26 protein-coding genes are annotated in these 23,354 nt (G+C 71.7%); 8 read left to right on the top strand and 18 right to left on the bottom strand.

Annotation, left to right across the window (positions count from 1 at the left end; all coding sequences use genetic code 11):
- Positions 1 to 4 precede the first annotated feature (4 nt).
- Together OCS65_RS11305 and amaB are read right to left on the bottom strand one after the other, a co-directional pair.
- Positions 5 to 1,165 carry a hypothetical protein gene (locus tag OCS65_RS11305; RefSeq protein WP_065922384.1) on the bottom strand — a complete coding sequence of 387 codons (1,161 nt, stop codon included), beginning with the start codon at positions 1,163 to 1,165 and terminating at the stop codon, positions 5 to 7.
- Complete coding sequence (gene amaB / locus OCS65_RS11310) at positions 1,162 to 2,667, bottom strand: L-piperidine-6-carboxylate dehydrogenase (RefSeq protein WP_065922385.1); 1,506 nt, start codon at positions 2,665 to 2,667, stop codon at positions 1,162 to 1,164. Before amaB ends, OCS65_RS11305 begins: the two co-directional genes overlap by 4 nt.
- Positions 2,668 to 2,703: 36 nt before the next feature.
- Between amaB and OCS65_RS11315 the strand changes: the two genes are divergently transcribed.
- Both OCS65_RS11315 and lat read left to right on the top strand, forming a co-directional pair.
- A complete protein-coding gene (locus OCS65_RS11315) occupies positions 2,704 to 3,153 on the top strand; it encodes an Lrp/AsnC family transcriptional regulator (protein ID WP_006939604.1) in 450 nt (149 codons plus the stop codon).
- Positions 3,154 to 3,219: 66 nt separating this feature from the next.
- Entirely contained in the window at positions 3,220 to 4,563 is a 1,344-nt protein-coding gene (gene lat / locus OCS65_RS11320) for an L-lysine 6-transaminase (protein ID WP_065922386.1), read from the top strand.
- Positions 4,564 to 4,600: 37 nt separating this feature from the next.
- On the opposite strand, the gene OCS65_RS11325 is transcribed toward lat, so the two are convergent.
- Entirely contained in the window at positions 4,601 to 6,538 is a 1,938-nt protein-coding gene (locus OCS65_RS11325; RefSeq protein ID WP_231772675.1) for a sensor histidine kinase, read from the bottom strand.
- Between the two features lie 271 nt (positions 6,539 to 6,809).
- Here OCS65_RS11325 and OCS65_RS11330 point away from each other — a divergent pair, with 271 nt between their 5' ends.
- On the top strand, positions 6,810 to 7,628 hold the full coding sequence (locus OCS65_RS11330) for a tyrosine-protein phosphatase (protein ID WP_065922387.1): 819 nt from the start codon (positions 6,810 to 6,812) through the stop codon (positions 7,626 to 7,628).
- Between the two features lie 29 nt (positions 7,629 to 7,657).
- Here OCS65_RS11330 and OCS65_RS11335 read toward each other — a convergent pair whose 3' ends face one another.
- The 9 genes from OCS65_RS11335 to OCS65_RS11375 form a co-directional block, all read right to left on the bottom strand.
- The gene (locus OCS65_RS11335; RefSeq protein WP_065922388.1) at positions 7,658 to 8,053 is read right to left on the bottom strand and encodes an MmcQ/YjbR family DNA-binding protein; all 396 of its coding nucleotides are present in this window, start codon (positions 8,051 to 8,053) and stop codon (positions 7,658 to 7,660) included.
- Between the two features lie 103 nt (positions 8,054 to 8,156).
- Positions 8,157 to 8,498 carry a VanZ family protein gene (locus OCS65_RS11340; protein ID WP_065922389.1) on the bottom strand — a complete coding sequence of 114 codons (342 nt, stop codon included), beginning with the start codon at positions 8,496 to 8,498 and terminating at the stop codon, positions 8,157 to 8,159.
- Positions 8,495 to 8,755, bottom strand: coding sequence for a hypothetical protein (locus OCS65_RS11345; RefSeq protein ID WP_231772676.1), 261 nt, complete (start codon positions 8,753 to 8,755; stop codon positions 8,495 to 8,497). The genes OCS65_RS11340 and OCS65_RS11345 overlap by 4 nt, the downstream gene beginning before the upstream one ends.
- Complete coding sequence (locus OCS65_RS11350) at positions 8,756 to 9,136, bottom strand: DUF1707 SHOCT-like domain-containing protein (RefSeq protein WP_043801426.1); 381 nt, start codon at positions 9,134 to 9,136, stop codon at positions 8,756 to 8,758.
- A 20-nt stretch (positions 9,137 to 9,156) separates the two neighbouring features.
- Positions 9,157 to 9,768, bottom strand: coding sequence for a DUF1707 SHOCT-like domain-containing protein (locus OCS65_RS29935; protein ID WP_029544662.1), 612 nt, complete (start codon positions 9,766 to 9,768; stop codon positions 9,157 to 9,159).
- Positions 9,769 to 9,851: 83 nt separating this feature from the next.
- Positions 9,852 to 11,648: an acetyl/propionyl/methylcrotonyl-CoA carboxylase subunit alpha gene (locus tag OCS65_RS11360; RefSeq protein ID WP_231772677.1), complete on the bottom strand. Its 1,797-nt coding sequence runs from the start codon at positions 11,646 to 11,648 to the stop codon at positions 9,852 to 9,854.
- A gap of 120 nt (positions 11,649 to 11,768) precedes the next feature.
- Complete coding sequence (locus tag OCS65_RS11365; protein ID WP_231772678.1) at positions 11,769 to 13,211, bottom strand: condensation domain-containing protein; 1,443 nt, start codon at positions 13,209 to 13,211, stop codon at positions 11,769 to 11,771.
- A gap of 6 nt (positions 13,212 to 13,217) precedes the next feature.
- On the bottom strand, positions 13,218 to 13,631 hold the full coding sequence (locus tag OCS65_RS11370; protein ID WP_006939577.1) for a SufE family protein: 414 nt from the start codon (positions 13,629 to 13,631) through the stop codon (positions 13,218 to 13,220).
- Positions 13,628 to 14,521, bottom strand: coding sequence for a sulfurtransferase (locus OCS65_RS11375; protein WP_029544657.1), 894 nt, complete (start codon positions 14,519 to 14,521; stop codon positions 13,628 to 13,630). The genes OCS65_RS11370 and OCS65_RS11375 overlap by 4 nt, the downstream gene beginning before the upstream one ends.
- 93 nt (positions 14,522 to 14,614) lie before the next feature.
- Here OCS65_RS11375 and OCS65_RS11380 point away from each other — a divergent pair, with 93 nt between their 5' ends.
- Positions 14,615 to 15,016, top strand: coding sequence for a group III truncated hemoglobin (locus OCS65_RS11380; RefSeq protein WP_029544655.1), 402 nt, complete (start codon positions 14,615 to 14,617; stop codon positions 15,014 to 15,016).
- Here the strand turns inward: OCS65_RS11380 and OCS65_RS11385 are convergent.
- The 5 genes from OCS65_RS11385 to OCS65_RS11405 form a co-directional block, all read right to left on the bottom strand.
- Positions 14,982 to 15,344 carry a cupin domain-containing protein gene (locus OCS65_RS11385; protein ID WP_006939570.1) on the bottom strand — a complete coding sequence of 121 codons (363 nt, stop codon included), beginning with the start codon at positions 15,342 to 15,344 and terminating at the stop codon, positions 14,982 to 14,984. The genes OCS65_RS11380 and OCS65_RS11385 overlap by 35 nt on opposite strands.
- A gap of 9 nt (positions 15,345 to 15,353) precedes the next feature.
- Entirely contained in the window at positions 15,354 to 16,151 is a 798-nt protein-coding gene (locus OCS65_RS11390) for a class I SAM-dependent methyltransferase (RefSeq protein WP_044476113.1), read from the bottom strand.
- A 25-nt stretch (positions 16,152 to 16,176) separates the two neighbouring features.
- Entirely contained in the window at positions 16,177 to 16,833 is a 657-nt protein-coding gene (locus tag OCS65_RS11395; RefSeq protein WP_029544651.1) for a Maf family protein, read from the bottom strand.
- 2 nt (positions 16,834 to 16,835) lie between these two features.
- Positions 16,836 to 17,144, bottom strand: coding sequence for an acyl-CoA carboxylase subunit epsilon (locus OCS65_RS11400; RefSeq protein ID WP_006939567.1), 309 nt, complete (start codon positions 17,142 to 17,144; stop codon positions 16,836 to 16,838).
- A 152-nt stretch (positions 17,145 to 17,296) separates the two neighbouring features.
- Positions 17,297 to 18,937 carry an acyl-CoA carboxylase subunit beta gene (locus OCS65_RS11405; protein WP_006939566.1) on the bottom strand — a complete coding sequence of 547 codons (1,641 nt, stop codon included), beginning with the start codon at positions 18,935 to 18,937 and terminating at the stop codon, positions 17,297 to 17,299.
- 117 nt (positions 18,938 to 19,054) lie between these two features.
- Here OCS65_RS11405 and OCS65_RS11410 point away from each other — a divergent pair, with 117 nt between their 5' ends.
- Genes OCS65_RS11410 through OCS65_RS11425 form a run of 4 tightly spaced genes read left to right on the top strand, consistent with a single transcriptional unit; the run spans position 19,055 to position 22,549 of the window.
- A complete protein-coding gene (locus tag OCS65_RS11410; RefSeq protein WP_065922394.1) occupies positions 19,055 to 19,921 on the top strand; it encodes a biotin--[acetyl-CoA-carboxylase] ligase in 867 nt (288 codons plus the stop codon).
- A gap of 45 nt (positions 19,922 to 19,966) precedes the next feature.
- Positions 19,967 to 20,512, top strand: a complete 546-nt coding sequence (locus OCS65_RS11415; protein WP_006939564.1) for a PH domain-containing protein — start codon at positions 19,967 to 19,969, stop codon at positions 20,510 to 20,512.
- Between the two features lie 38 nt (positions 20,513 to 20,550).
- Positions 20,551 to 21,234 carry a response regulator transcription factor gene (locus tag OCS65_RS11420; RefSeq protein WP_006939563.1) on the top strand — a complete coding sequence of 228 codons (684 nt, stop codon included), beginning with the start codon at positions 20,551 to 20,553 and terminating at the stop codon, positions 21,232 to 21,234.
- A 10-nt stretch (positions 21,235 to 21,244) separates the two neighbouring features.
- Entirely contained in the window at positions 21,245 to 22,549 is a 1,305-nt protein-coding gene (locus OCS65_RS11425; RefSeq protein WP_006939562.1) for a sensor histidine kinase, read from the top strand.
- A gap of 82 nt (positions 22,550 to 22,631) precedes the next feature.
- On the opposite strand, the gene OCS65_RS11430 is transcribed toward OCS65_RS11425, so the two are convergent.
- Positions 22,632 to 23,180 (bottom strand): GtrA family protein, encoded by a 549-nt coding sequence (locus OCS65_RS11430; protein WP_044476112.1) that lies wholly within the window; start codon positions 23,178 to 23,180, stop codon positions 22,632 to 22,634.
- Positions 23,181 to 23,354: the final 174 nt, after the last annotated feature.

Below are 23,354 nucleotides of genomic sequence, written 5' to 3' on the forward strand. Positions count from 1 at the left end.
CCTCTCACGACGGCGGTCCGGCGTTCACGGCTGCGACGTGCCGCAGCCACTCGGCGAGCGCCTGGAATCGCTGCCGGTCGGGATGGTGGAACACCACCGTGTCGGGATCCGCCGACGCCGGCGCGCCGTCCCGGCCGCTGCCCGTCACGATCCGGAGCAGGCCGTCGGTCTGTGGCAGCGCCGGGCGGAACTGCACGTCCACCACGTCCCGCAGACGGATCCGCTTGGGCGTCAACGGAACCGGACCCAACGCCCGCGCCACGGGGCCCTCCCGCAGGATCCACAGCCGGTCGCCCTGCACGACGATCTGCCCGCCCCACCCGTGGTACCGGTGCATCGGCAGCACCGGGTCGGGCGGGTCGGCGACCGGGCCGGGCGCCAGCCGCGGCACGACCACCGGCGGTCCGTCCAGGACGCGCTCGTCGATCTCGTCGGCCGGCGTCACCGACACCGTCACCTCGGCCGCCAGCCGGGATCCGCTCACCGCGGCCCGCGCGGCGGTGCGGAGTCCACGCGCGGACAGGTGCGTCACGATCGGCAGCAGACGCGCACTGGACCGCCGGCCGAGGTATCCACACGCCCGGTCGTCCACCCGCACCTCCACCAGCGCGCCGTCCGCCTCGTGGAGGGTGACGAGCAGGGCGTACTTGCCGGGCGGGTCGGCGTAGGGGTGCAGCAGGTCGAAGTGTCGTTCCTCCCCGGTGACCTGGAGGGTCCGGCCCGGGGGCAGCAGCGTGTAGGGCACGTCCGGAGGATCGTTGCGGGGCACCAGTCGGGCCGGGGCGCCGAGGCTGACCGAGACGCGGGCGATGACGCGGCCGCTGCGGGCCGGGTCGTCGTTGTAGGCGCCCGCATCGGCGGCCCAGATGCGGCCCGGCACGGTCGGCAGATACCCGCCTGCGACGACACGGCGGAGCACCGGCCCGTAGCGCAGCGCGTCGCCGTCGCCGAGGATGCCCAGCGTCAGCCCGTCCGCGCGCACGCTGACGCCGTGTGTCTCCGGCAGCAGGGACACCTCCCTCCGGATCTCGGCGCCGGCCGGCTCGAACGCCGCGCCGAGGGTCCGCACGATGTGGTCGGTCCACGCGAACTCGCCCTCGATCTCGGTGTCGAACCGGTCCGGTCGGCACCCCCACAGTCGGTACGGAACCAGATTGTCGCTCAACCGAACTCCACACCCTGCGCCAGCGGCAGATCGTCGGAGTAGTTGATCGTGTTGGTGGCGCGGCGCATGTACGCCTTCCACGAGTCCGAACCCGACTCGCGGCCGCCGCCGGTCTCCTTCTCGCCGCCGAACGCGCCCCCGATCTCCGCGCCGGAGGTGCCGATGTTGACATTGGCGATGCCGCAGTCCGAGGCGGCGAGGAAGCGCTCGGCCTCACGCTGGTCGGTGGTGAAGATCGACGACGAAAGTCCTTGGGGTACCCCGTTGTGCAGGGCGATCGCCTCGTCGAAGCCGTCGTAGGTCAGCACGTAGAGGATCGGGGCGAACGTCTCCTCCCGCACCACGTCCGTCTGCGCCGGCATCCGCACGACCGCGGGCCGGACGTACACCCCGTCACCGGGGACCTCGACAGCGTCGCCGCCCGTGACGAGAATGCCGCCGTCGAGTTCGGCGCGCTCGAGCGCGGTCTGCATCGCGGCGTGGGCACGGCCGTCGATCAGCGGTCCGACGAGCACCCCGTCGTCGAACGGATCGCCCACCCGCAGCCTCGAGTAGGCCTTGGCGATCCGCTCGGTCAGCTCGTCGACGACGGAGCGGTGGGCGATCAGCCGTCGCAGGGTGGTGCAGCGCTGCCCGGCGGTGCCGGCCGCGGCGAACACCACGGCCCGCACGGCGAGGTCGAGGTCGGCGGAGGGGCCGACGATCGCGCCGTTGTTGCCGCCGAGTTCGAGCAGGCAGCGCCCGAACCGCGCCGCCACCCGGGGCGCGACGATGCGGCCCATCCGGATCGAGCCCGTCGCGCTGACCAGCGCGACGCGCGGATCGTCGACCAGCGCCTCGCCGACGGCAGCGTCGCCGACCAGGACGTGGTGCAGGCCGGCGGGGGCGCCCACGTCGCCCGCGGCCCGCTCGAGCAGCGCGTGGCAGGCCAGCGCCGTGAGCGGGGTCTTCTCGGAGGGCTTCCACACCACCGGATCACCGCACACGAGCGCGATCGCGGTGTTCCAGGACCACACGGCGACGGGGAAGTTGAACGCAGAGATCACCGCGACCACCCCCAGCGGATGCCACGTCTCCATCAGCCGGTGGCCGGGTCGCTCGGAGGGCATCGTGCGGCCGTAGAGCTGGCGCGAGAGGCCGACCGCGAACTCGCAGATGTCGATCATCTCCTGCACCTCGCCGAGCGCTTCGGAGGGGATCTTCCCGGCCTCGAGCGTGACGAGCTCGGCGAGATCGGACTTGTGCTCGCCGAGCAGGTCCCCGAGCCTGCGGACCAGCCGTCCCCGCATCGGCGCCGGGACCTGCCGCCAGTGCCCGAAGGCCGCGCTCGCCGCGGCGACCGTGGCGTCGACGTCCGCGCCGCGGGCGGGGTGCAACCGCGCGAGCTCCGAGCCGTCGATCGGGCTGGTGACCGTGTGGGCGCCGTCGAGGGCGGGGGCGCTCGCCCCGCAGCGACGCAGCGCGGCCGCGGCGCGATCGTGCAGATTGCCAGTCGGATTCATCGTCGATGTCCTTTCCGGTTCGATTAGCCTGCGCTGATGGCGGAAAACTCGAAGGAGTCCCTGGACGAGATCGACCGGCTGCTCATGCGCGAACTGGTGGTGGACGGCCGGGCGACGCTGGCCACTCTCGCCGAGAAGGCCGGGTTGTCGATCTCCGCGGTGCAGTCCCGGGTTCGCCGCCTCGAAGCCCGGCAGGTGATCCGCGGATACGCGGCGAAGGTCGATCCCGAAGCGCTCGGGTTGATGCTGTCGGCGTTCGTCGCGATCACCCCTCTCGACCCGTCCCAACCCGATGACGCGCCGGCGCGGTTGCGGCACATCGACGCCATCGAATCCTGCCACTCCGTGGCGGGGGACGAGAGCTACATCCTGCTCGTGCGCGTCGCCTCGCCGCGGGCGCTCGAACAACTGCTCCAGGAGATCCGTGCGACGGCGAATGTGGCCACCCGCAGCACCGTCATCCTCCAAACATTTTACGAACGATAGCCGAATAAAGGGGTGATCTTCCTTTATCGCGCCGATCTTGACGGAACTTTGACGTATTCTCTGGGCATGAGCACTGCATTCCGACACCCGGACGGTGCCCGCGAGCTGCCCCCGAGCCGGGTACACGCCGTTCTGCGCGAACATCTACTGGTGGACGGGTTCGACCTCGTCCTCGACCTCGACCGATCGCGGGGCGTGCGGCTCGTCGATCAACGGGACGGCACGACCTACCTCGACATGTTCGGGTTCTTCGCGTCCTCCGCGCTCGGGATGAACCCGCCCGACATCGTCGACGACCCGGCGTTCGCCGCCGAACTCGCCGCGGCCGCCGCGAACAAGCCCAGCAACTCCGACATCTACACGGTGGCGATGGCCCGGTTCGTCGACACCTTCGCGCGGGTGCTCGGCGACCCGGCTCTGCCGCACCTGTTCTTCGTCGACGGCGGCGGGCTCGCGGTGGAGAACGCACTCAAGGCGGCCTTCGACTGGAAGAGCCGGCTCAACGAGGCGCGCGGACTCGGCTCCGACCTCGGGGGCAGCGTTCTCCACCTGACCGAGGCATTCCACGGTCGCACCGGCTACACGATGTCCCTCACCAACACGGACCCGATCAAGACGGCCCGGTACCCCAAGTTCCGCTGGCCGCGCATCGACGCGCCTTACCTCGCCGACGACCGCGACGTCGAGGCCGCGGAGGCGCATGCGCTGCAGCAGGCGCGCCGGGCGTTCGCCGAGAATCCGCACGACATCGCGTGTTTCATCGCCGAACCCATCCAGGGCGAGGGCGGCGACCATCACTTCCGGCCGCAGTTCTTCCAGGCCATGGCAGACCTGTGCCGCCGTCACGATGCGCTGCTGATCTTCGACGAGGTGCAGACCGGCGTCGGGCTGACGGGAACCACCTGGGCGTACCAACAGTTCGGCGTCGCCCCCGACATTGTCGCCTTCGGTAAGAAGACCCAGGTCTGCGGCATCATGGCCGGCGGCCGGATCGACGAAATCCCCGACAACGTCTTCATGGTCTCGTCGCGGCTCAACTCCACCTGGGGTGGCAGCCTGACCGACATGGTCCGCGCCCGGCGCATTCTGGAGGTGATCGAGCGGGACCGGCTCGTCGACCGGGCGCGCATGACCGGGGCGCATCTGCTGTCCGGGCTGAACCAGCTCGCCGGCCGCCACCGGCTGGTCGGCGAGCCGCGCGGACGCGGCCTGATGTGCGCGTTCACCCTGCCCACGCCCACCGTCCGCGACGCCGTGCTCACCCGCCTGCGGGTCGACGAGCACGTGCTGATGATCGGAACCGGGCAGCGCGGCATCCGGTTCCGGCCGCCGCTGACGGTCACCACCGCCGAACTGGACGAGGCGCTCGACGCGCTGGACCGCGTGCTGGGAGAAGTGGCACGGCATTGATCCGCCGGGCCGGGAACCGTCCGGCGGACTGGGCCGGTCAGGACTCGACGTCGAGGTGGAACGGGAGCGTGACGTCGACGGTCGTGCCGCGGCCCTCGGGACTGTCGAGCACGAGGTCGCCGCCGAGAGCCTCGGTCCGATCCCGCAGCCCGTCCAGCCCCCCGCCGGGCGTCGGCCGCGCGCCACCGCATCCGTCGTCACGGATCGTCATGCGCAGCGCATCACCCGCCCGGTGCAGGCAGATGCGGACGGCGGTGGCCCCGGAGTGCTTTCCGGCATTGGTGACGGCCTCCGCCCCGATGAGGTACGCGGCGAGCTCGACGGGAGGCGAGGGCCGGCCGGGGAGGCCGTCGTCGATGCCGACGGGCACGGGTGCCCGCTCGGCCAGCGAGCGCAGCGCAGCCGCGAGCCCGCGCTCGGTGAGCACCGCCGGGTAGACACCCCGGGCGAGCTCCCGCAGTTCCGTCAGGGCGGTGTCGAGTTCGGCGGCACCGTCCGCGAGCAGCCGGCGCAGATCGGCCTCCTCCCCGGCGCGCTGGGCGCGGCGCAACAACAGCGACGCGGCGACGAGCCGTTGCTGCGCGCCGTCGTGCAGGTCGCGCTCGAGGCGTCGCCGCTGGATGTCGCCGGCGGCGACGATCCGTTCGCGGGAGCGCCGCACCTCGTCGAGCCGGAGCTGCAGGTCCGCCTGCAACCGTTCGTGCTCGAGGGCCAGCGCGGTGGCGCTGTGGACCGCGGCGAGCAGCTCGGGTTGGGTCTCGAGGGACGGGTCGTACACCAAGGCCCCCACGGGAGTGCCGCCGCGTTCGAGGATGGTCGCCGCGCGAGAATCGGAACGGCGGGGAAGAGCGTGGACCGACCCGTCCGGATCGACGTAGGCCGCGCGCTCCGGCGCATAGGTCCACAGCACCAGGCTCGGGTCATGCACGGCGCGTCGGAGCGCGTCGACGAACCCGAGACCGAGCGGCGCGGTGCCGATCTCGACCATCGCGTCGCTGACCGCAGCTCGTGCGAGCCGGTACCGGACGAGGCCGACCGCGACCGCCAGCGGGAACAACGCCGTGGCCGGGTAGCGCAGGTTGAGCACCCAGGTCGGCGGCGACCACGGCAGGTTCACCGCGCTGGAGAGCACGGCGAGCGTGATTACCGCCGAGACGCCGTATGCGACGCCGAGGGGAGCGAACCCGGACCGGTACGCCGGCGACCCCGACCGCCAGCGCGCGACCACCACCACCACGAGTGTCACCACGATCAGGAAGGCGCAGAACCCGACGACGAGCTGCACGATCCGTGCGAGGGACGGATCATCGCGCAGGAGAAGCAGATTCGTCGACGTCGACGGGGACGCCGCGGGTGCGGTTCGCGGATCGAAGAACAGCCACTCGGCCACGATGCCGACCGTGGCGAGAATCCAGGCGGCACCGACGAACACGCGCTGCCACGGTCGTTCCAGCCGACCGGTCGGGAACCCCACGAGAGCCTGGAGCAGGACGGGCAGGTACAGGTTCGTCGCCACCACGCCGACGGTGAAGGCCACGGGTTCGCCGGAGCGTCGCAGACCACCGAGGAACCACAGCAGGCCGGCGATGAGGACGAGGGGACCGGTCAGGTCGTGCGGGCGGGTGTTCCACGCGATCGCGCCGGCCACGACGAACGCCACACCGGCGCCGAGGAACAACCCGAGTTCGGTCGGGCCGAACACCGGCAGGAACGGGCCCTCGGCGGCAGCGAAGGACTCGCGCGGCCCGAGCAGGAGCGTGCGCGCCGGATCCCGCAGTCCCGTCGGCGACCGGTCCACCGCCGCGGCGATCGACACGACGAGCACCACGGTGACCACGACGAGCAGCTGAATCACTCGTTGCCGCACCCCGGCCTCCTCCCGGACCGTCTCAGTCTCCTCCCACGTCGGCGCGGGCACCACCGTGCTGGCACGGAACGCCTCCGGTGTCACCACGGTGCCGGAATCCGGTGTCACCACGGATCCGGCCGAACGAGCATCGACAGCCACAGTTGTGATGTGTCCGGAACTCGCCGGAACACCCCGGAAAGCGGCAGCGAGAACGCCGCACGAAACCGATCCCGGTCGTCGACGCCGACGGCGTGTGCATGGCCGCGATCCAAGCTCTCCACCGCCGAGTGATCGCACTGGAAGAAGAGGAACTGGCGGAGCTACGACGGGGTGACCGGTCGTGCGGCGCCGGAGAAGCGGGCACGACAGCCTGAATCGACCCGGCTAGGGTGGGCCCATGTCGGACTCCGCCGCCAGTAGCCCTGCCCGAACACCCGGGCTCGAATCGAAGTCGATCCCGAACCTGCGCGACATCGGCGGGTGGGCCACCCGGGACGGCGCGTCGGTGCGCCGGGGCGTGGTGTACCGATCGACCGACCTGAGCCGGGTCACCGAAGCGGATGCACGCCTACTCGAAGGCCTCGGCCTGACGGCGGTCGTGGATCTGCGCACGGCCGCGGAACGGGAGGCGGCGCCCGACCGGGTACCGGCCGGCGTCCGGCATCGTCCACTCGACGTGCTCGCCGATCGTGAGCACGGTTCGATCGCCGCGCACATGAAGGAGTTGCTGACCGACGCCGCGTTCGCCCGGGAAATTCTCGGGGACGGCCGCGGCGCCGAGTACCTGCGGGGCAGTTACCGCGACTTCGTGCTGCTGCCGAGCGCCCGGGCAGCGTATCGGACGCTGCTGCACTCGCTGCTCGCCGACGACGGTGCCCCGGTTCTCGTGCACTGCACCACCGGCAAGGACCGCACCGGCTGGGCCGCAGCGGTGCTCCTGCGGGCGGTCGGTGTCGAGCTCGACTCGGTCTTCGAGGACTACCTTCTGACCAACGAGTTGCTGCTGCCGGTGTTCGAACCGATCCTCGCGGCGCTCGCCGAGAGGGGGGTGGACCGTGCGGACCTCGAATCCGTTCTCGGCGTCCGCGCCGAGTACCTCGAGGTGGCATTCGCGACGGCAGAGGACACGTTCGGGTCGTTCGACCGGTACGTCGACGAAGGCCTGGGGCTCACGAACACCGATCGGGACCGGCTCGGGCAGGCTCTACTGGGGTGAGATCCGGCGCGGCGGTGCCGCGGCCCGGATCATCCGACGCGGCCGTCCAACTCGCGCACCAGCCGCGCCGGTGCCGTGACCCGGAACGACATGTCGAGCAACTCGGCGACCTCGTCCCAGTCGACGTCGGCCCGATCCAGATCGAACCCGATCCACCCCGACGGACCCAGATACGCCGGGGTGTAAGTGTGTGCCTGCCCGAGCAGCGCATCGTGCTCGTCGGTGTCCGGTTTGACGAGCAGAGACCGCGGGAATTGGGCGCCCGTAGCCTTGACGGACCCGCCGTACACGGCGAACGCGGTCTTCGTGTAGAAGAACGGCCTGCCGTGCGAGATCTTCTCGGCGGCCCCCGGGAAGGTCAGCGCCAGCCCGCGTACCCGTGCCAGCAGCGGATCGGCCTCGTCGAACATGACGGGATGCGGCATGCGCGCAGCGTACCGTCCGGAGGCGACACCACGACCGGCGTCCGTTCTTGCTGCTCGGGACGCCCCGCGGCGGCGGGGAAGTCGTATCGGCGGACGCGAGCACCTACGTCCGTGCTCGGGAACGACGACGCACTGCGGCGTACAGCGCAAGCCCGAGCAGCGCCCCGGCCAGGTCCGCGCACCAGTCCCACACCGACCCCGACCGGCGCACCGCGACGGCGGCCTGGAGGACCTCGGTGAGCGCCCCGTACACGGCGAGCCAGACGACGGTCGCGGCGGGCGGGATCCGGGCGAAGCGGGACGCGTACGCGAGCACCGCGAACATCAGTGCGTGCGTGATCTTGTCGGCGTGCGGGAACGCCGACGGAGTCGTATCGCCCGGCAGCATGAGCAGCACGGTGACGACCACGAGCGTGAGCGCCACCGGAACGAACCGGGCGGTCATGTAGATTCGGTGACCGCCATTTTCCAGGCGCTCTCGGCGAACCGGCGCACGGCGGCCAACGCGGCGGCCAGCGCATCCTCGCAACCGGGTTCGGCCGACCCGGTCAGCGTCCCGTCCGGCCGGAGTTCCACGGTGGCTTCGACATCGGCGGTCGTCGCCTCCCGCACCGACCAGTGGTAGCCCGTGCCGGCGGCCCACTCGTCGGGGCGTTCGGCGAGCAGGTACCAGTTGCCGGCGTTGATCTCGACGGGGTCCACTCAGCAGCCGCCCTTCGTGCCCTTGGTCGCGGAGTACAGGATGCCTGCGGCCGGGATCAGCAGGAACCACAACCAGCTGCCGGAGACGAAGAACAGCAGGAGGGCGACGAGGGGGATCAGCCCCATGGCGGCGGTGCGCCACCTCTCCCGCTGCTCGGCCTTCGCGGTGTCGTCCACCGGCGCAGGCGTGTTCGGGGTCGCCGGGGGAAGGTCGGTGAACAGGGCGTCGAGTTCGGCGCGGGTGGTGGCGGCGGCCGCCTTCGCGCTGCGCTCGTCGAACTCGACGAGGGTGAGCCTGCCCGCACCGAAGTGCTCACCGAGCAGGTTCAGTGCCTGTTCGCGTTCGACGGTGCCGATGCGGACCTCGGGGGAGTCGGCCATGGGTCCACACTAATGGGTCGTCAGCGACCGGTCCCGCCGGTCCCGGTCCGGAATGCCCGGGAGATGATCAGGATCAGCGCGACGGCGGAGATCAGCAGCGCGATGGGGTGCCGCAGCACCAGCGCCGGCGCGACGGCGAACATGCTCATCGTCAGCAGCCACACCAGGTCCGGGACGTCGCGCGTCGCGGATGGCTGTGGGTCCCGGGAGTGCGGGTCCCGGGAGGCGGGCGCGGGGAGCGGCGGGACGTCGCGGAGAAAGGCCGGCTCGGCCGTGCGCGGTCGTCCGCCGCGGGCGCGGGCGGCAAGGACGGCGACGGTGGCGGCGACCGTCGCGCCCGTCATGATCCACACGTTCGGTTCCAGGAGTTGGTAGAACGCGACCAGTCCGAGGACCACCACCGGGACCAGAAGCCACCACCCGCGCCGGTGCCCGTCGGCCCGGCCGGTCACGGTGGGCAGGTCGATGAACAGGACCGCGAGATCGCGGCGGGTGACGGCGGCGGCGATGCGGCCGCTGCGGTCCTCGAACTCGGTGAGGGTGAGGCGACCGGCACCGAAGTGCTCGCCGAGCAGGCGCTGGGCCTGTTCGCGCTCGGCCGTGCCGATACGGACCTCCGGTGAATCGGCCATATCACCACCCTAGTCCCGGAACGAACGACGGCGCGCCCCGTGAATCCGAGGATTCGCGGGGCGCGCCGTCGCAGGCGGAACTGCTACTTGAGCTCGGCGAGCACCGTGCCCTGCGTGATGGCGGCGCCGGGCTCGACCGACAGGCCGGTGACGACGCCGGCCTTGTGCGCGTTGACCGGGTTCTCCATCTTCATGGCCTCGAGCACCACGATCAGGTCACCCTCGGCGACCTCCTGACCCTCGGAGACCGCGACCTTGACGACGGTGCCCTGCATCGGCGCGGTCACCGCGTCACCGGAGGCCTTGCCGCCGTGGGCGCCGCCCCGCTTGCGCGGCTTCGGCTTCTTGCGGAGCGCCCCGCTGGCGGCACCGCCGCCGGCGCCGAGGGTGAACTGGCCGGGCAGCGACACCTCGACGCGGCGGCCGCCGACCTCGACGACGACGTTCTGCCGCGGCAGCGCCTCGTCCTCGTCCTCGGGGGCGACCCCACCGCCGGTGTACGGCTCGACGGTGTTCTCCCACTCGGTCTCGATCCACTTGGTGTAGACGTCGAACTTCTCGCCGTCCCCGACGAAGGCGGGGTGCTCGACGATGTGCCGGTGGAACGGGATCACGGTGGCCAGGCCGTCGACCTCGAACTCGGCGAGGGCGCGGCGAGCGCGCTCGAGGGCCTGGGTGCGGGTCTCGCCCGTGACGATCAGCTTGGCGAGCATCGAGTCGAACTGGCCGCCGATGACGTCGCCCTGCACCACACCGGAGTCGACGCGCACGCCCGGGCCCGAGGGCTCGCGGTACACGCTGATCGGACCGGGGGCCGGCAGGAAGCCGCGGCCGGCGTCCTCACCGTTGATGCGGAACTCGAACGCATGCCCGCGCGGGGCCGGGTCCTCGGTGAGCTCGAGCTTCTCGCCGTTGGCGATGCGGAACTGCTGGCGCACCAGGTCGATGCCGGCGGTCTCCTCGGTGACCGGGTGCTCGACCTGCAGGCGGGTGTTGACCTCGAGGAAGGACACCGTGTCGCCCTGGACCAGGTACTCGACCGTGCCGGCGCCGTAGTAGCCGGCCTCGCGGCAGATGGCCTTGGCGGACTCGTGGATGCGGCGGCGCTGCTCGTCGGTCAGGAACGGCGCGGGGGCCTCCTCGACGAGCTTCTGGAAGCGGCGCTGCAGCGAGCAGTCGCGGGTGCCGGCGACGATGACGTTGCCGTGCTGGTCGGCGATGACCTGCGCCTCCACGTGGCGCGCCTTGTCGAGGTACTGCTCGACGAAGCACTCGCCCCGGCCGAAGGCGGCGATGGCCTCGCGGGTCGCGGACTCGAACAGCTCGGGGATCTCCTCGATGGTGTGCGCGACCTTCATGCCGCGGCCGCCACCACCGAAGGCCGCCTTGATCGCGACCGGCACGCCGTACTGCTTCGCGAACTCGACGACCTCGTCGGCGTTCTTGACGGGATCCTTGGTGCCGGCGGCCATGGGTGCCTTGGCGCGCTCGGCGATGTGCCGCGCGGTGACCTTGTCGCCGAGGTCGCGGATGGCCTGCGGGGAGGGGCCGATCCAGATCAGACCGGCGTCGATCACGGCCTGCGCGAAGTCGGCGTTCTCGGACAGGAAGCCGTAGCCGGGGTGGATCGCGTCGGCACCGGACTTGCGGGCGGCGTCGAGGATCTTGTCGAACACCAGGTAGGACTCGGCGGAGGTTTGGCCACCGAGCGCGAATGCCTCGTCGGCGAGCTTCACGAACTGGGCGTCGGCGTCGGGTTCTGCGTAGACGGCCACGCTCCCGTAACCGGCATCCTTGGCGGCTCGGATGACCCGCACAGCGATCTCGCCGCGGTTGGCGACGAGCACCTTCGTGATGTGCGCGCTGGCATGACTGGGCACGGAGCCTCCTGTTGATCGATCGTTAGGTTATTGCCGTCTCTGGGAGTGTAGGCGCCAATCCGATAGACGATGTAACCGGATAGCCCCTACACCCTACGGGTCGCCCGGAACCCGGCAACATTACCGGCCGGTAGCGGAAGCGCCCTCGTTCCCGTGTTCCGGCGTGTCCCACTCGCGGCCCTCGCTCGCCTCGTGCATCAATTCCCGGACCCGCTCGACGAACGACGGCACGTTGGCCGCGGCGGTCGGCGTGTCGGGAAACCGGCCCGCCAGGTTCACTCCCTTCGGGCTGCGGTTGAACCACAGGAACACGTCGTGCGTGTAGCTGCGGCTGCGCAGCGTCCGGGCGTTCCACTGCGGCCACTGCGCGGCCATGGGGACGAAGCGAACGTCCATGTAGGACACCAGGAATCGCGGTCGCATGGGTACCTCGAGCAGTTCGCCGACCAGGTCGAACGGCACCCGGGCGCTCGCCCGCGTGCGGCGCAGCTCGGCGCCCGCGCGCGCCGTGAGCGTCGCGAAGTCCGTGGCCCCGGCCGCATCGATGTCGACCGGGCGCAGCCCCACGAACCAGCCGAGGGCCCCGGCCCACATCGGACCGCTGCGGGTGTGGGACGGCGCGATCGTCCGGAACCGGTCGACCCCGGCGAGCTCGACCGTGGCGCGGGCGAGGCACGCGAGCGTGCCGGCGAAGAAGCCGTGCCCGGCCTCCCGGCAGCGGGCGGCGAAGCGGTTGGCCCGGTCGTCGTCGAGCATCCGCATCGACAGACGGCGCTGCGGCACCGCACCGGCCGGCCGGGGGCCGAGGGGCAACGGGAACTCGGGCATCGCGCCGCCGCCGGCGGTCAGGGCCTCCCGCCAGATTCGCACGGCCTCGTGCTCGCCGGCCAGATCGGCGGCGTCCGCCCGCTCCGCGGCACCGAAGTCGATGTAGCTGCCCACGGGGAACAGTCCGGCCGGCCGGCCGGACCGCTCCTGCTCGTACAGGGCCGTGATCTCGTGGGCGACCAGCACGACCGAGTAGGCGTCGGCGACGGCGTGGTCGGCGGCGAAGAACACCGTGAACGACGCCGCGGACGCGTCCCCGTCCTCGGGCTCGAGGGTGGCGAAGACATACGCCGGCCACGTGTGCGGCTCGGTGCAGTCGGCCAGCAGTTGCTCGAGGTGCTCGCGGATGTCGTCCGGGGCGGACGGCAGGTGCCGGACGAATCGGACCGACACCGCGCCCGGCGGCGCGGTCCGCCGGGTCACGCCGCCGGAGCCGACGGCGCCGTCACCGCTCAGGACGACCTGGCTGCGCAGCGGTTCGTGCCGGTCGATCCACCGCTCCAGGGCGCGCCGGAACGGCTCCTCCTCGAGGCGTCCCGCGACCTCGAAGGCGGTGCCCAGCCACGCGTCCGGCACGTCGCCGTACCGGCTGCCCGCGGTGCGCCGCAGATGTGCCTCATGCACGTACGACACCGGTCGCGGATCGGTGCTCCAGGCATCCGCTGCGACGCACGGCAGCCATTCGGTCAGTACACCCGCCGGGATGGGGTAGTCCTCGAGTTCGGTGAACTCCATGGCATCTCAGGAACGCAGATGCCGCTTGATGCGCGCCAGCATCGCGCTCATTCCCCGCAGGCGCAGCGGGCTGACCGCGTCGGCCAGCCCGAGGGCCGAGTAGAAGTCGTCGGGCACCTCGAGGATCTGCTCGGCGCTGAGACCGTCGAGCCCCTGATGCAGGATCGATGCGAATCCGCGGGTGGTCGGGGCCTCGGGGGGCGCGCTGAAGTGCAGCCGCACGTGCTCCCGGTCGGCCGTATCGACCGACAGGAACAGCGGCGACTGACATTCGGGGACCGGCTCCATCGCCGCTTCCTCGAGCTCGGCCGGGATCGGCGGGAGTTCCCGGCTGAACTCGAGCAGCAACTGCAGCTTGTCCTGGCCCTCGACGGCGGCGAAATCGTCGACGATCTCGGCGAGGGGAGCGGGCAGGGTCACCGGGCCGGCACCTCTCCGGGCTCCTCGCCCTTGACGATCGGCACCCGCACCGCGTTGCCCCACTCGGTCCACGACCCGTCGTAGTTGCGCACGTGCTGGTAGCCGAGCAGGTAGGTCAGCACGAACCAGGTGTGGCTGGACCGTTCCCCGATGCGGCAGTAGGCGATGACGTCGGAGTCCGGCGCGATGTCGGCGTAGATCTCCTCGAGCTCGGGGCGCGACCGGAACCGGCCGTCCGGCGCCGCCGCGCGGGCCCACGGGATGGACACGGCCGTGGGGATGTGGCCGCCGCGCAGGGCGCCCTCCTCGGGGTAGTCCGGCATGTGGGTGCGCTCGCCGGTGTACTCCTGCGGGGAACGCACGTCCACGAGCGGGCCCTTGCCGAGATGGTCCAGCACGTCGTCCTTGAACGCCCGGATCGCGGCGTCGTCCCGCTCGACCACCGGGTAGCCGGTGGTGGTGCTCACCGGGATGTCGAGGGTCGTGTCGCGGTTCTCGGCGATCCAGGCGTCGCGGCCGCCGTCGAGCAGGCGCACGTCCTCGTGGCCGAACAGGGTGAACACCCACATCGCGTACGCGGCCCACCAGTTGGACTTGTCGCCGTAGACGACGACCGTGTCGGTGCGGCGGATGCCCTTGCGGTCCATGAGGGCGGCGAACCGCGTGCCGTCGATGTAGTCGCGGGTGACCGGGTCGTTGAGGTCGAGATGCCAGTCGATCTTCACGGCGCCGGGGATGTGGCCGACGTCGTAGAGCAACACGTCCTCGTCCGATTCGACGACCTTCACCTCGGGCGCACCCAGATGGGCGGACAGCCACTCCGTCGACACCAGGCGGGTCGGATCGGCGTAGGCGGCGAAGGACGGGTTGGCGTCGGGCGCGACGGGCACAGGTGGCTCCTGAGGCAGTGGTGACAGTTCGGTGATCGGCAATCCGGTGACGACGAGGTGCGCCGTCGATTCTAGGCGGTACCGTCGGGACACGTGCTGCGCTCCCCGTCCGCCCCGACCGACCTCGCGACGCGCGCCGACATCGATCGGCTGCTGCGCCGGTTCTACGACCGGGCGCTGACGGATCCGGACCTCGAGGCGGCGTTCGCGACGCTGGCCGTCGTGGGTCTCGACGAGCACCTGCCGGTCGTCGGGGACTTCTGGGAGCAGGTCCTGTTCGGCACCGGCCGTTATCGGGGCCGGCTGGTTCCGGTGCACACGGCCCTGCACCGGCAGCACGGTCTCGGCGCGGCGCGCTTCGACCGCTGGGTGCGGTTGTGGACGGACAGCGTCGACGCGCTGTTCGCCGGCGCGAACGCGGACCGGGCCAAGGCGAAGGCGGCCGCGATCGCGGCGGCGCTCAGCGCGCAGCTGGATCGAGCATCGTCAGCATGAGCCGGGACGGCTCGACGGCCCGCACCGCGTGCGGCAGGCGGGTGGTCATGTGCACCACCCCGCCGGGCTCGAGATCCACGGTGCGCCCGTCGGCGGTGACCTGCAGGTGGCCCGTGAGGGCCTGCAGCAGCACCGGGAACGCGGCCGTGTGCTCGCGCAGTTCCTGCCCGGCGTCGAACGCGAAGATCACCACGCGGGCGCCCTCGGCCACGAGGACGCGCTGTGGGCGCGGCCGGTCGGGGTAGGGCTCGACGGCGTCGCGGACGTCGGCGAGATACGACAGGGCGGGGGTCGCGGGTTCGGGCTGCGGCGCGGCGGCGGGGCTCACGACCGCAGGCTACCGCGGCTTCGTCGCGACGATCGCCACGGCCGCGATCGACCTGCGGTACGTCGTGAACGTCGCACGCATGCCCAGCACCCGCGTGCGGGCGTCGCCGTCGCGCAGCACGTTGCGCACGAAGCGCAGGGTGCCGACGACGCCCTCGTCGGCGACGAACCGGGCGGGCTGCAGCAGCGCCATCGGGGCGAGCCGCACGACGTCGACGCTCAGGCCCGCCTCGGTGAGCAGGGTTCGCCACTCGGCGACGGTGAGCGGCCGGGCATTGACCTTGATGGACCGGGCCAGGCCCTGCCGGATCTCCGTCTTCACCGCATCGTCGAGCTCGTCGGGGACGAGGGCGAGTTCGTGGATCGCGTACCGGCCGCCCGGGCGCAGCGTCCGCACGGCCTCGGCGACGATGCGCGCCTTGGCCGCGTCGGTCTGCATGGTGAGCATGGCCTCCCCGACGACGACGTCGGCGCCGGCGTCGGGGAGGCCGGTGGCAGCGGCGTCCGCGACGACGCAGCGGCCGCGGTCGCCGATCGCGGCGCGGGTCAGCTCGGCCGCGGCCTCGTCGTGTTCGACGCCGGTGTACGACAGCGGCGCCAGGTCCAGGATCTCCCGCGCGGTGCGGCCGAGGCCGGGCGCGAGTTCGACGACGTCGCTGCCCTCGATGTCCGCATCCACGAGCAGGCGGGTGGTCATCCCCGCGCCTCCGGGGCGCAGCACGCGCTTGCCGAGCCGGGCGAGCAGCCAGTGGCCGGGCAGGTGTGCGGAGTCGCGCTCGGACATGGGCAGGGCACGGGAATCGCTCATGCCCCGATGCTAAGGCAAGGCAAGCCTAAACTGAAGGGCTTTCGGCCGTGTTCGCGGCCCACAGCCGCGCCACCGACACCCCCACGTCGGCCAGGAGCCGACGCACCAGCGGCAGGCCGATCCCGATCACCGAGGAGGGATCGCCCTCGATGCGCTCCACGAACCAGCCGCCGAGGCTGTCGAGCGTGAACGCCCCCGCCACCTGCAGCGGCTCGCCGCTGGCCAGGTACGCCTCGAGGTCGTCCGCGGTGGGGCGGCCGAAGTGGACGGTGGTGCTGCTGTGGTCGGCGGCCTGGGCGACGACCTCGCCGTCGCGCAGGCGCAGGACGCTGTGCCCGGTGAGCAGGTCGGCGCTGCGTCCCGCCATCGCCCGCCAGCGCTCGCGCGCCACCTCGACCGTCCCCGGTTTGCCCTGCAACTGCCCGTCGACGAGCAGCATCGAGTCGCAGCCCACGACGAGGGTGTCGTCGCCGAGGCTGTCCCGGACCAGGCCGGGCACCACGTCCGCCGCCTTCGCGCGGGCCAATTCGGTGACCACCACCGCGGGCGGTGCCCCGGGACCGAGTGCGGCGGCGAGCGCATCCTCGTCCACCGCGGACACCCGCACGATGGGCGCGACGCCGGCCGACCGCAGCACGGACAACCGGGCCGGGGACGCCGACGCGAGCACCAGCCTCGCCATGATCAGCCCAGGTTCGGGTACGAGTACGGCGAGAACGGCGCCGTCCGGCGGTGCATCCGGGTGGGGTCGCCCCACGTCTCGCGCGGGCGGTCGTCCGCTGCCGGGGCGGCGGACCCGGAGGCCGCGGCGAGCACCGCCACCAGCGCGGCGATCTCGACGTCCGAGGGCCGGCCCTTGACGATCCGGATCGCCGCGGCCGCCTCGGGGGCGGCGGTCTCGGCCGCCGGCGCCGCCGCCGGGGCCTCCTCGGCCGCCGCGACCTCGGTCACCTCGGTGTCGATGATGGTCTTCTCCTCAGCTACCGCAGTCACAACACACCTCCCGGGAGGCTACCGGAGCCGGTGGGCAGGACGCGGGAGCGGGATCGCTGCGCGTTCGAAGTCATGTCGTCCCTCTCGTGGGGTCGTGGCCCGGCCGGCTCGGAAGGACCGAGCCGGCCGGGATGGTCTCGGCCGTGCGGCCGTCAGAGGGGGATGTTCCCGTGCTTCTTCGGCGGAAGCGTGACCATCTTGCGCTCGAGCAGCCGCAGGGCCGCCACGATCTGCCCGCGGGTGTGCGACGGCGGGATGACCGCGTCGACGTAGCCCCGCTCGGCGGCGACGTACGGGTTCACCAGGGTGTCCTCGTACTCGTTCTGCAGCTCGAGGCGCAGCGCGTCGACGTCCTCGCCGTTCTTGGCCGCCTCGAGCAGGCGCTTGCGGTAGACGAAGCCGACGGCACCGGAGGCGCCCATGACGGCGATCTGCGCGGTCGGCCAGGCCAGGTTGACGTCCGCGCCCATGTGCTTCGAGCCCATCACGTCGTACGCGCCGCCGTAGGCCTTGCGGGTGATGACGGTGATCTTGCCGACAGTGGCCTCGCCGTACGCGTACAGCAGCTTGGCGCCGCGGCGGATGATGCCGTTGTACTCCTGCTCGGTGCCCGGCAGGAAGCCCGGCACGTCGACGAGCGTGACGATCGGGACGTTGAACGCGTCACAGGTGCGCACGAAGCGCGCGGCCTTCTCCGACGCGTCGATGTCCAGGCAGCCGGCGAACTGGGTCGGCTGGTTGGCGACGATGCCGACGGACCGGCCGTCGACGCGGCCGAAGCCGACGATGATGTTCTGGGCGCGCTCGGCCTGGACCTCGAGGAACTCGTCGTCGTCGAGCAGGCGACGGATCACCTCGTGCATGTCGTACGGCTGGTTCGCCGAGTCGGGAATCAGCGTGTCGAGCTCGATGTCCTCCTCGGTCAGCGACTCCTCGATCGACCCGAGGATCGGGTCGGTCGGCTCGGTGCGCGGCGCGGCGGCCTGGTTGTTGCTCGGCAGGTAGGACAGCAGGTCCTTGACGTAGTCCAGGGCGTCCTGCTCGCCGTCGGCGACGTAGTGCGCGACACCGGACTTGACCATGTGGGTGTGCGCGCCGCCGAGATCCTCCATGGTGACGTCCTCACCGGTGACGGTCTTGATGACGTCGGGACCGGTGACGAACATCTGGCTGGTCTGGTCGACCATCACCACGAAGTCGGTCAGGGCGGGGGAGTAGACGTGTCCACCGGCGGCCGGGCCCATGATCAGCGAGATCTGCGGGATCACCCCGGAGGCCTGCACGTTGCGGTGGAAGATCTCGCCGTAGAGGCCGAGCGAGACGACACCCTCCTGGATGCGCGCGCCCGCCCCCTCGTTGATGCCGATCAGCGGGCGGCCGGTCTTGAGCGCCAGGTCCATGACCTTGACGATCTTCTCGCCGTAGACCTCGCCGAGGCTGCCGCCGAAGACGGTCGCATCCTGCGAGAACACGCACACGTCGCGGCCGTCGATGGTGCCGTAGCCGGTCACGACGCCGTCGCCGACCGGGCGGTTCTCGGCCAGGCCGAAGTTGGTGCTGCGGTGCCGGGCGAGCTGGTCGAGCTCGACGAACGAGCCCTCGTCGAGCAGCGCTTCGATGCGCTCGCGGGCGGTCAGCTTGCCCTTCGCGTGCACCTTCTCGACGGCGGCCTCACCGCTCGGGGCCTGAGCCTGAGCCTGGCGATTGCGCAGGTCCGCCAGCTTGCCGGCAGTCGTGTGGATATCGGGCGTACTCGCCGCCTCGGGCGCGGACGGCTCCTGGACAGTGGTCATGGCCCATGAGCTTAGCGAGCGTCAGTCAGCGATCGCGCACCGAGGCCCCGCTTGTGTTGAATCATTGAACTGAAGCTACCGGCGAGTACGTTTCGCTGCCCATCCTAGGCTGTGCGGATGCCCACCGAACCCGAACCGCAGCGCCCGCCCGTCGACCCCGCGCCCGTGCGGCGCGAGCTGGATGCCGCCCGGCTGCGCGCCGCGCTCGTGCGTGGCGCCGACCCCGACGCGTTCTACCGGCGCCTCGACGTCGTCACCGAGACCGCCTCGACCAACGCCGACCTGCTCGCGGCCGCCCGCGAACCCGGAGCCGACCGCCGCGTCCTGCTCGCCGAGTTCCAGCACGGCGGCCGGGGCCGGCACTCGCGTGGATGGACCGGTGTTCCCCGCGCCCAGGTGATCGTCTCGGTGCTGCTGCGCATGCCCGGCATCGACCTCGCCGACCTGGGCTGGCTGCCGCTGCTGGCCGGCATCGCCACCGTCGACGCGATCCGCTCGGTCACCGGAGTGGACGCCGAACTGAAGTGGCCCAACGACGTGCTCGTCGAGGGCCGCAAGGTGGCCGGCATCCTCGCCGAGGTCGCCGGCACCCACCCCGAGCCCGCCGTGGTGGTGGGCATCGGCCTCAACGTCTCGCTCACCGAGGACGAGCTGCCGGTTCCCACCGCGACGTCGCTCGCGCTCGCCGGGGCGACCGAACTCGATCGCACCGCACTCGCCGAGGCCCTGCTGCGCGAACTCGGCCGCCGGTGGGAGCAGTGGTACGTCGCGGGCTGGGACGTCGCCGGGCTGGCCGCTGCCTACCGCGACCGGTGCGGCACGCTCGGCCGCCGGGTGCGGGCGGTCCTGCCGGGCGACACGGAACTGCACGGCGTCGCGGTCGACATCGACGAGCAGGGCCGCATCGTCATCACCCCGGACGACGGTGGCGAGCCGATCGCGGTGTCGGCCGGGGACATCACCCACCTGCGCCCGGTGCCCTGACCCGGCACGGGCGCCCGGCGCCGCGGCTGTGCCATCGTGTCCGGCATGGGATACCCGGAGGACGCCCTCGCCCCCGAGGAACGGCTGCTGCTGCACCGGCACCCGCACTGGAAGATGCTCATCGTGCCGGCGGCGATCTTCCTGGTCGCCACCGCGCTCGCGGGATTCCTGCTCGGCCTGAGCCAGGCCCGGCTCGACGGCTCCACCGCGAGCACGCTGACGATCGTGCTCGCGGTGCTGTGGGCGGCGATCGTCGCTTGGCAGTGCCTGGCGCCGCTCGTGAGCTGGCTGTCGACCCACTTCATCGTCACCGACCGGCGGGTGCTCGTCCGGCAGGGCGTGCTCACCCACTCCGGCATCGACATCCCGATGGGCCGCATCAGCAACGTGCAGTTCCGGCACGGCCTGCTGGACCGGATCCTGCGCACCGGCACCCTCGTCATCGTCTCCGCGGCCGACGATCCGCTCGAGTTCGACGACATCCCCGACGTGCAGCGCGTGCATGCCCTGCTGTACCAGCAGGCGTTCCACGCCGACCCGGCGCGGGACCGGGAACCCCGACCCGACGGGCCGAGTCGCAAAGCCTGGTAACGCGCCGGACGGCCGGTGCCGATCCGTACGCTGGATCCGTGACCGCAGTCCTGCTCGCCGAAGACGACGAAGCCATCGCCGCGCCCCTGTCCCGGGCGCTGGGCCGGGAGGGATACGACGTCACCGTCGAACAGACCGGTCCCGCCGCGCTCGAACGGGCCCTGTCCGGTGACTACGAACTGCTCATCCTCGACCTCGGGCTGCCCGGCATCGACGGCCTCGAGGTGTGCCGGCAGATCCGGGCCCACCGCTCCGACCTCGCCGTCCTGATGCTCACCGCCCGTACCGACGAGGTCGACTTCGTCGTCGGCCTCGATGCCGGCGCCGACGACTACGTCGGCAAGCCCTTCCGGCTCGCCGAACTCATGGCCCGGGTCCGGGCGCTGCTGCGCCGCCGTGGCGGCGGCGAGCCCGAGGACATCGTCGAGGTCGCGGGGATCCGGCTCGAGCGGGCGGCCCGGCGCGTGCTCGTCGACGGCTCCGAGGTCACCCTCGCCAACAAGGAGTACGAACTGTTGCGGGTGCTGCTCGAGCACGCCGGCCAGGTGGTCTCGCGGGACGTGATCCTGCAGGAGGTGTGGGGCGACGCCGACCTGCGCGGGTCCAAGACTCTCGACATGCACATGTCCTGGCTGCGCCGCAAGATCGGTGACGAGGGCCCGGCCGGGGAGCGGCGCATCGCCACCGTCCGCGGCGTCGGCTTCCGCCTGAACACCGACTGACGGGACCGGAGTGCGCCGCCGAATCCTGTTCGCGGTCCTCGCGGGCTCGTTGCTCGTGGCCCTGCTGCTCGGAGTCCCGCTCGCCTACACCGCCTGGCTGTTCGTCGAGGACACCGCTCGCAGGGACCTGCAGGACCGGCTCGACCGCATGTCCGCGGAGATCATCGCCCAGGAGGGCGCCGACGGCCTGGTCGTCGGCGGCCTCGACACCAGTTCGCTGCGGCTCGTCGTTCCCGACGGCGGCCGCCTCCTCGTCGTCTACCCGACCCCCGAGGACGCCGCGGCCCGCCTCGACATCGGCGCCGCCGCAGTCCCGAACCCCCTGGTCGAGTCCCTGTCGATGGGAACGTCGGGATCCCTGCGGCTCGAGGCGCCGTCCGAGGACATGCGCCTGCTGCAGCGGCAGGTCCTGGTCGGGGTGACGCTGCTGGTGCTGTTGTCCATGGCCGTCGGCGCCGTCGTCGCCGTCGTCACCGCGCGGCGGCTGGCCGACCCTCTGCGCGACGTCGCGGCACGGGCCCGCCGGCTGGCTGAGGGCGACTTCCGGCCCGATCCACGCCGGCACGGCATCCCGGAACTCGACCGCGTCTCGGACGTCCTCGACGCCGCGACCGTGGAGATCGCCGGGCGCCTGCAGCGGGAGCACGCCCTCGTCGGCGACGTCTCGCACCAGCTGCGGTCCCGGCTGACCGCGGTGCGGCTGCGCCTCGACGAGCTGTCCACCCACGCCGACCCGGCCGTCGTCGAGGAGGCGGAGGAGGCGATGCGCCAGGTGGACCGGCTCACCACCGCCATCGACGAGCTGGTGCGCGCGTCCCGTAACAGCGGCTCCGAGCTGCGCACCGAGGTGTCCGTCGTGGGGGAGCTGGCGGGGGTGATCGCGGACTGGCGGGGGCCCTACAAGGAGGCGGGCCGGGAACTGCTGCTGAGCGGGGATCCGTCGCTGCGCAGCCGCGTAACCGGATCCCGGCTGCGCGAGGCCGTCGCGGTGCTGGTCGACAATGCCCTCATGCACGGCGGTGGAACGTGCACGGTGTCCGTGCGGCGGGTATCGACCCACGGCGGCGGATCGACCGTGTGCGTGGAGGTGACCGACGAGGGTGACGGCGTCAGCGACGAGCTGGCCCCGCACATCTTCGACCGCGGCTTCTCGGGTACCGGCTCGACCGGGGTGGGACTCGCGCTCGCCCGTGCCCTGACCGAGGCCGACGGCGGGCGCCTGGAACTGCAACGCCGGCGGCCCGCCCTGTTCGCCCTGTTCCTCGGCTCGACCCGCGACGAGTCCGCCCCCGCGGGGATCCGGGAACCACGCTGACCCGCGGCGGCGGGGACCGGATTCGGCTGACCCGCGGCGGCGGGGACCGGATTCGGCTGACCCGCGGCGGCGGGGACCGGACTCAGGAGTGTCCCAGGCCTTCCTCGGCGAGTTCCTCGTGCTCGGGAACGTCGTCTCCGCCGGGGTTCATCTCCTCCGGGAACACGAAACGGCGGAAGCACCAGAACCGGAAGATCATCTGCAGCAGATTGCCGATGAGATAGGCGCTGACGAAGTCGGCGATGTTCTCCATGGTGAGGCTGACGTTCGGCACCCGCAGGTCGAACACGTAGCTCGAGATCCACAACGGGATGAAGCTGAGGACCACGCCGATGCCGCTGACGGCGAAGAACAGCAGCGCCTCGTGGTGCCGCTCCCGGCCGCCCCGGTTCTTGAACGACCATTCCCGGTTGAGGACGTACGAGCAGATCACGGCGATCACCCCGGCGATGACCTTGGCGGTCACCGGCTTCTCCTCGAGCACCGTGAGCTTGAGGGTGTAGAAGATGACCGAGTCGACGACGAAGGTGGTGCCGCCGACGATCGCGAACTTGATCAACTCGTGGTGCCGCAGCAACAGGCCCCGCAGAGGCTCGGGGACTCGGTTCACGGCAGCATCGACGAAAGACACCCGGACGAGTCTACGAAACCGGGATCCGAACACACGAACCCGCGGGCGGTTTATCAGCTTTACCACAGGAACGACGGGGTGTCGCGCGGGAGCGCGGCGCCGCGCCCGCCGCCCGCTGTGACACCATGGAGAGCCGTGACCGCTACACCCCCGGACTCGGCCGCCGCGACTCCC

The sequence above is a fragment of the Rhodococcus aetherivorans genome (genome assembly GCF_025722975.1).
GTDB lineage: Bacteria > Actinomycetota > Actinomycetes > Mycobacteriales > Mycobacteriaceae > Rhodococcus > Rhodococcus aetherivorans.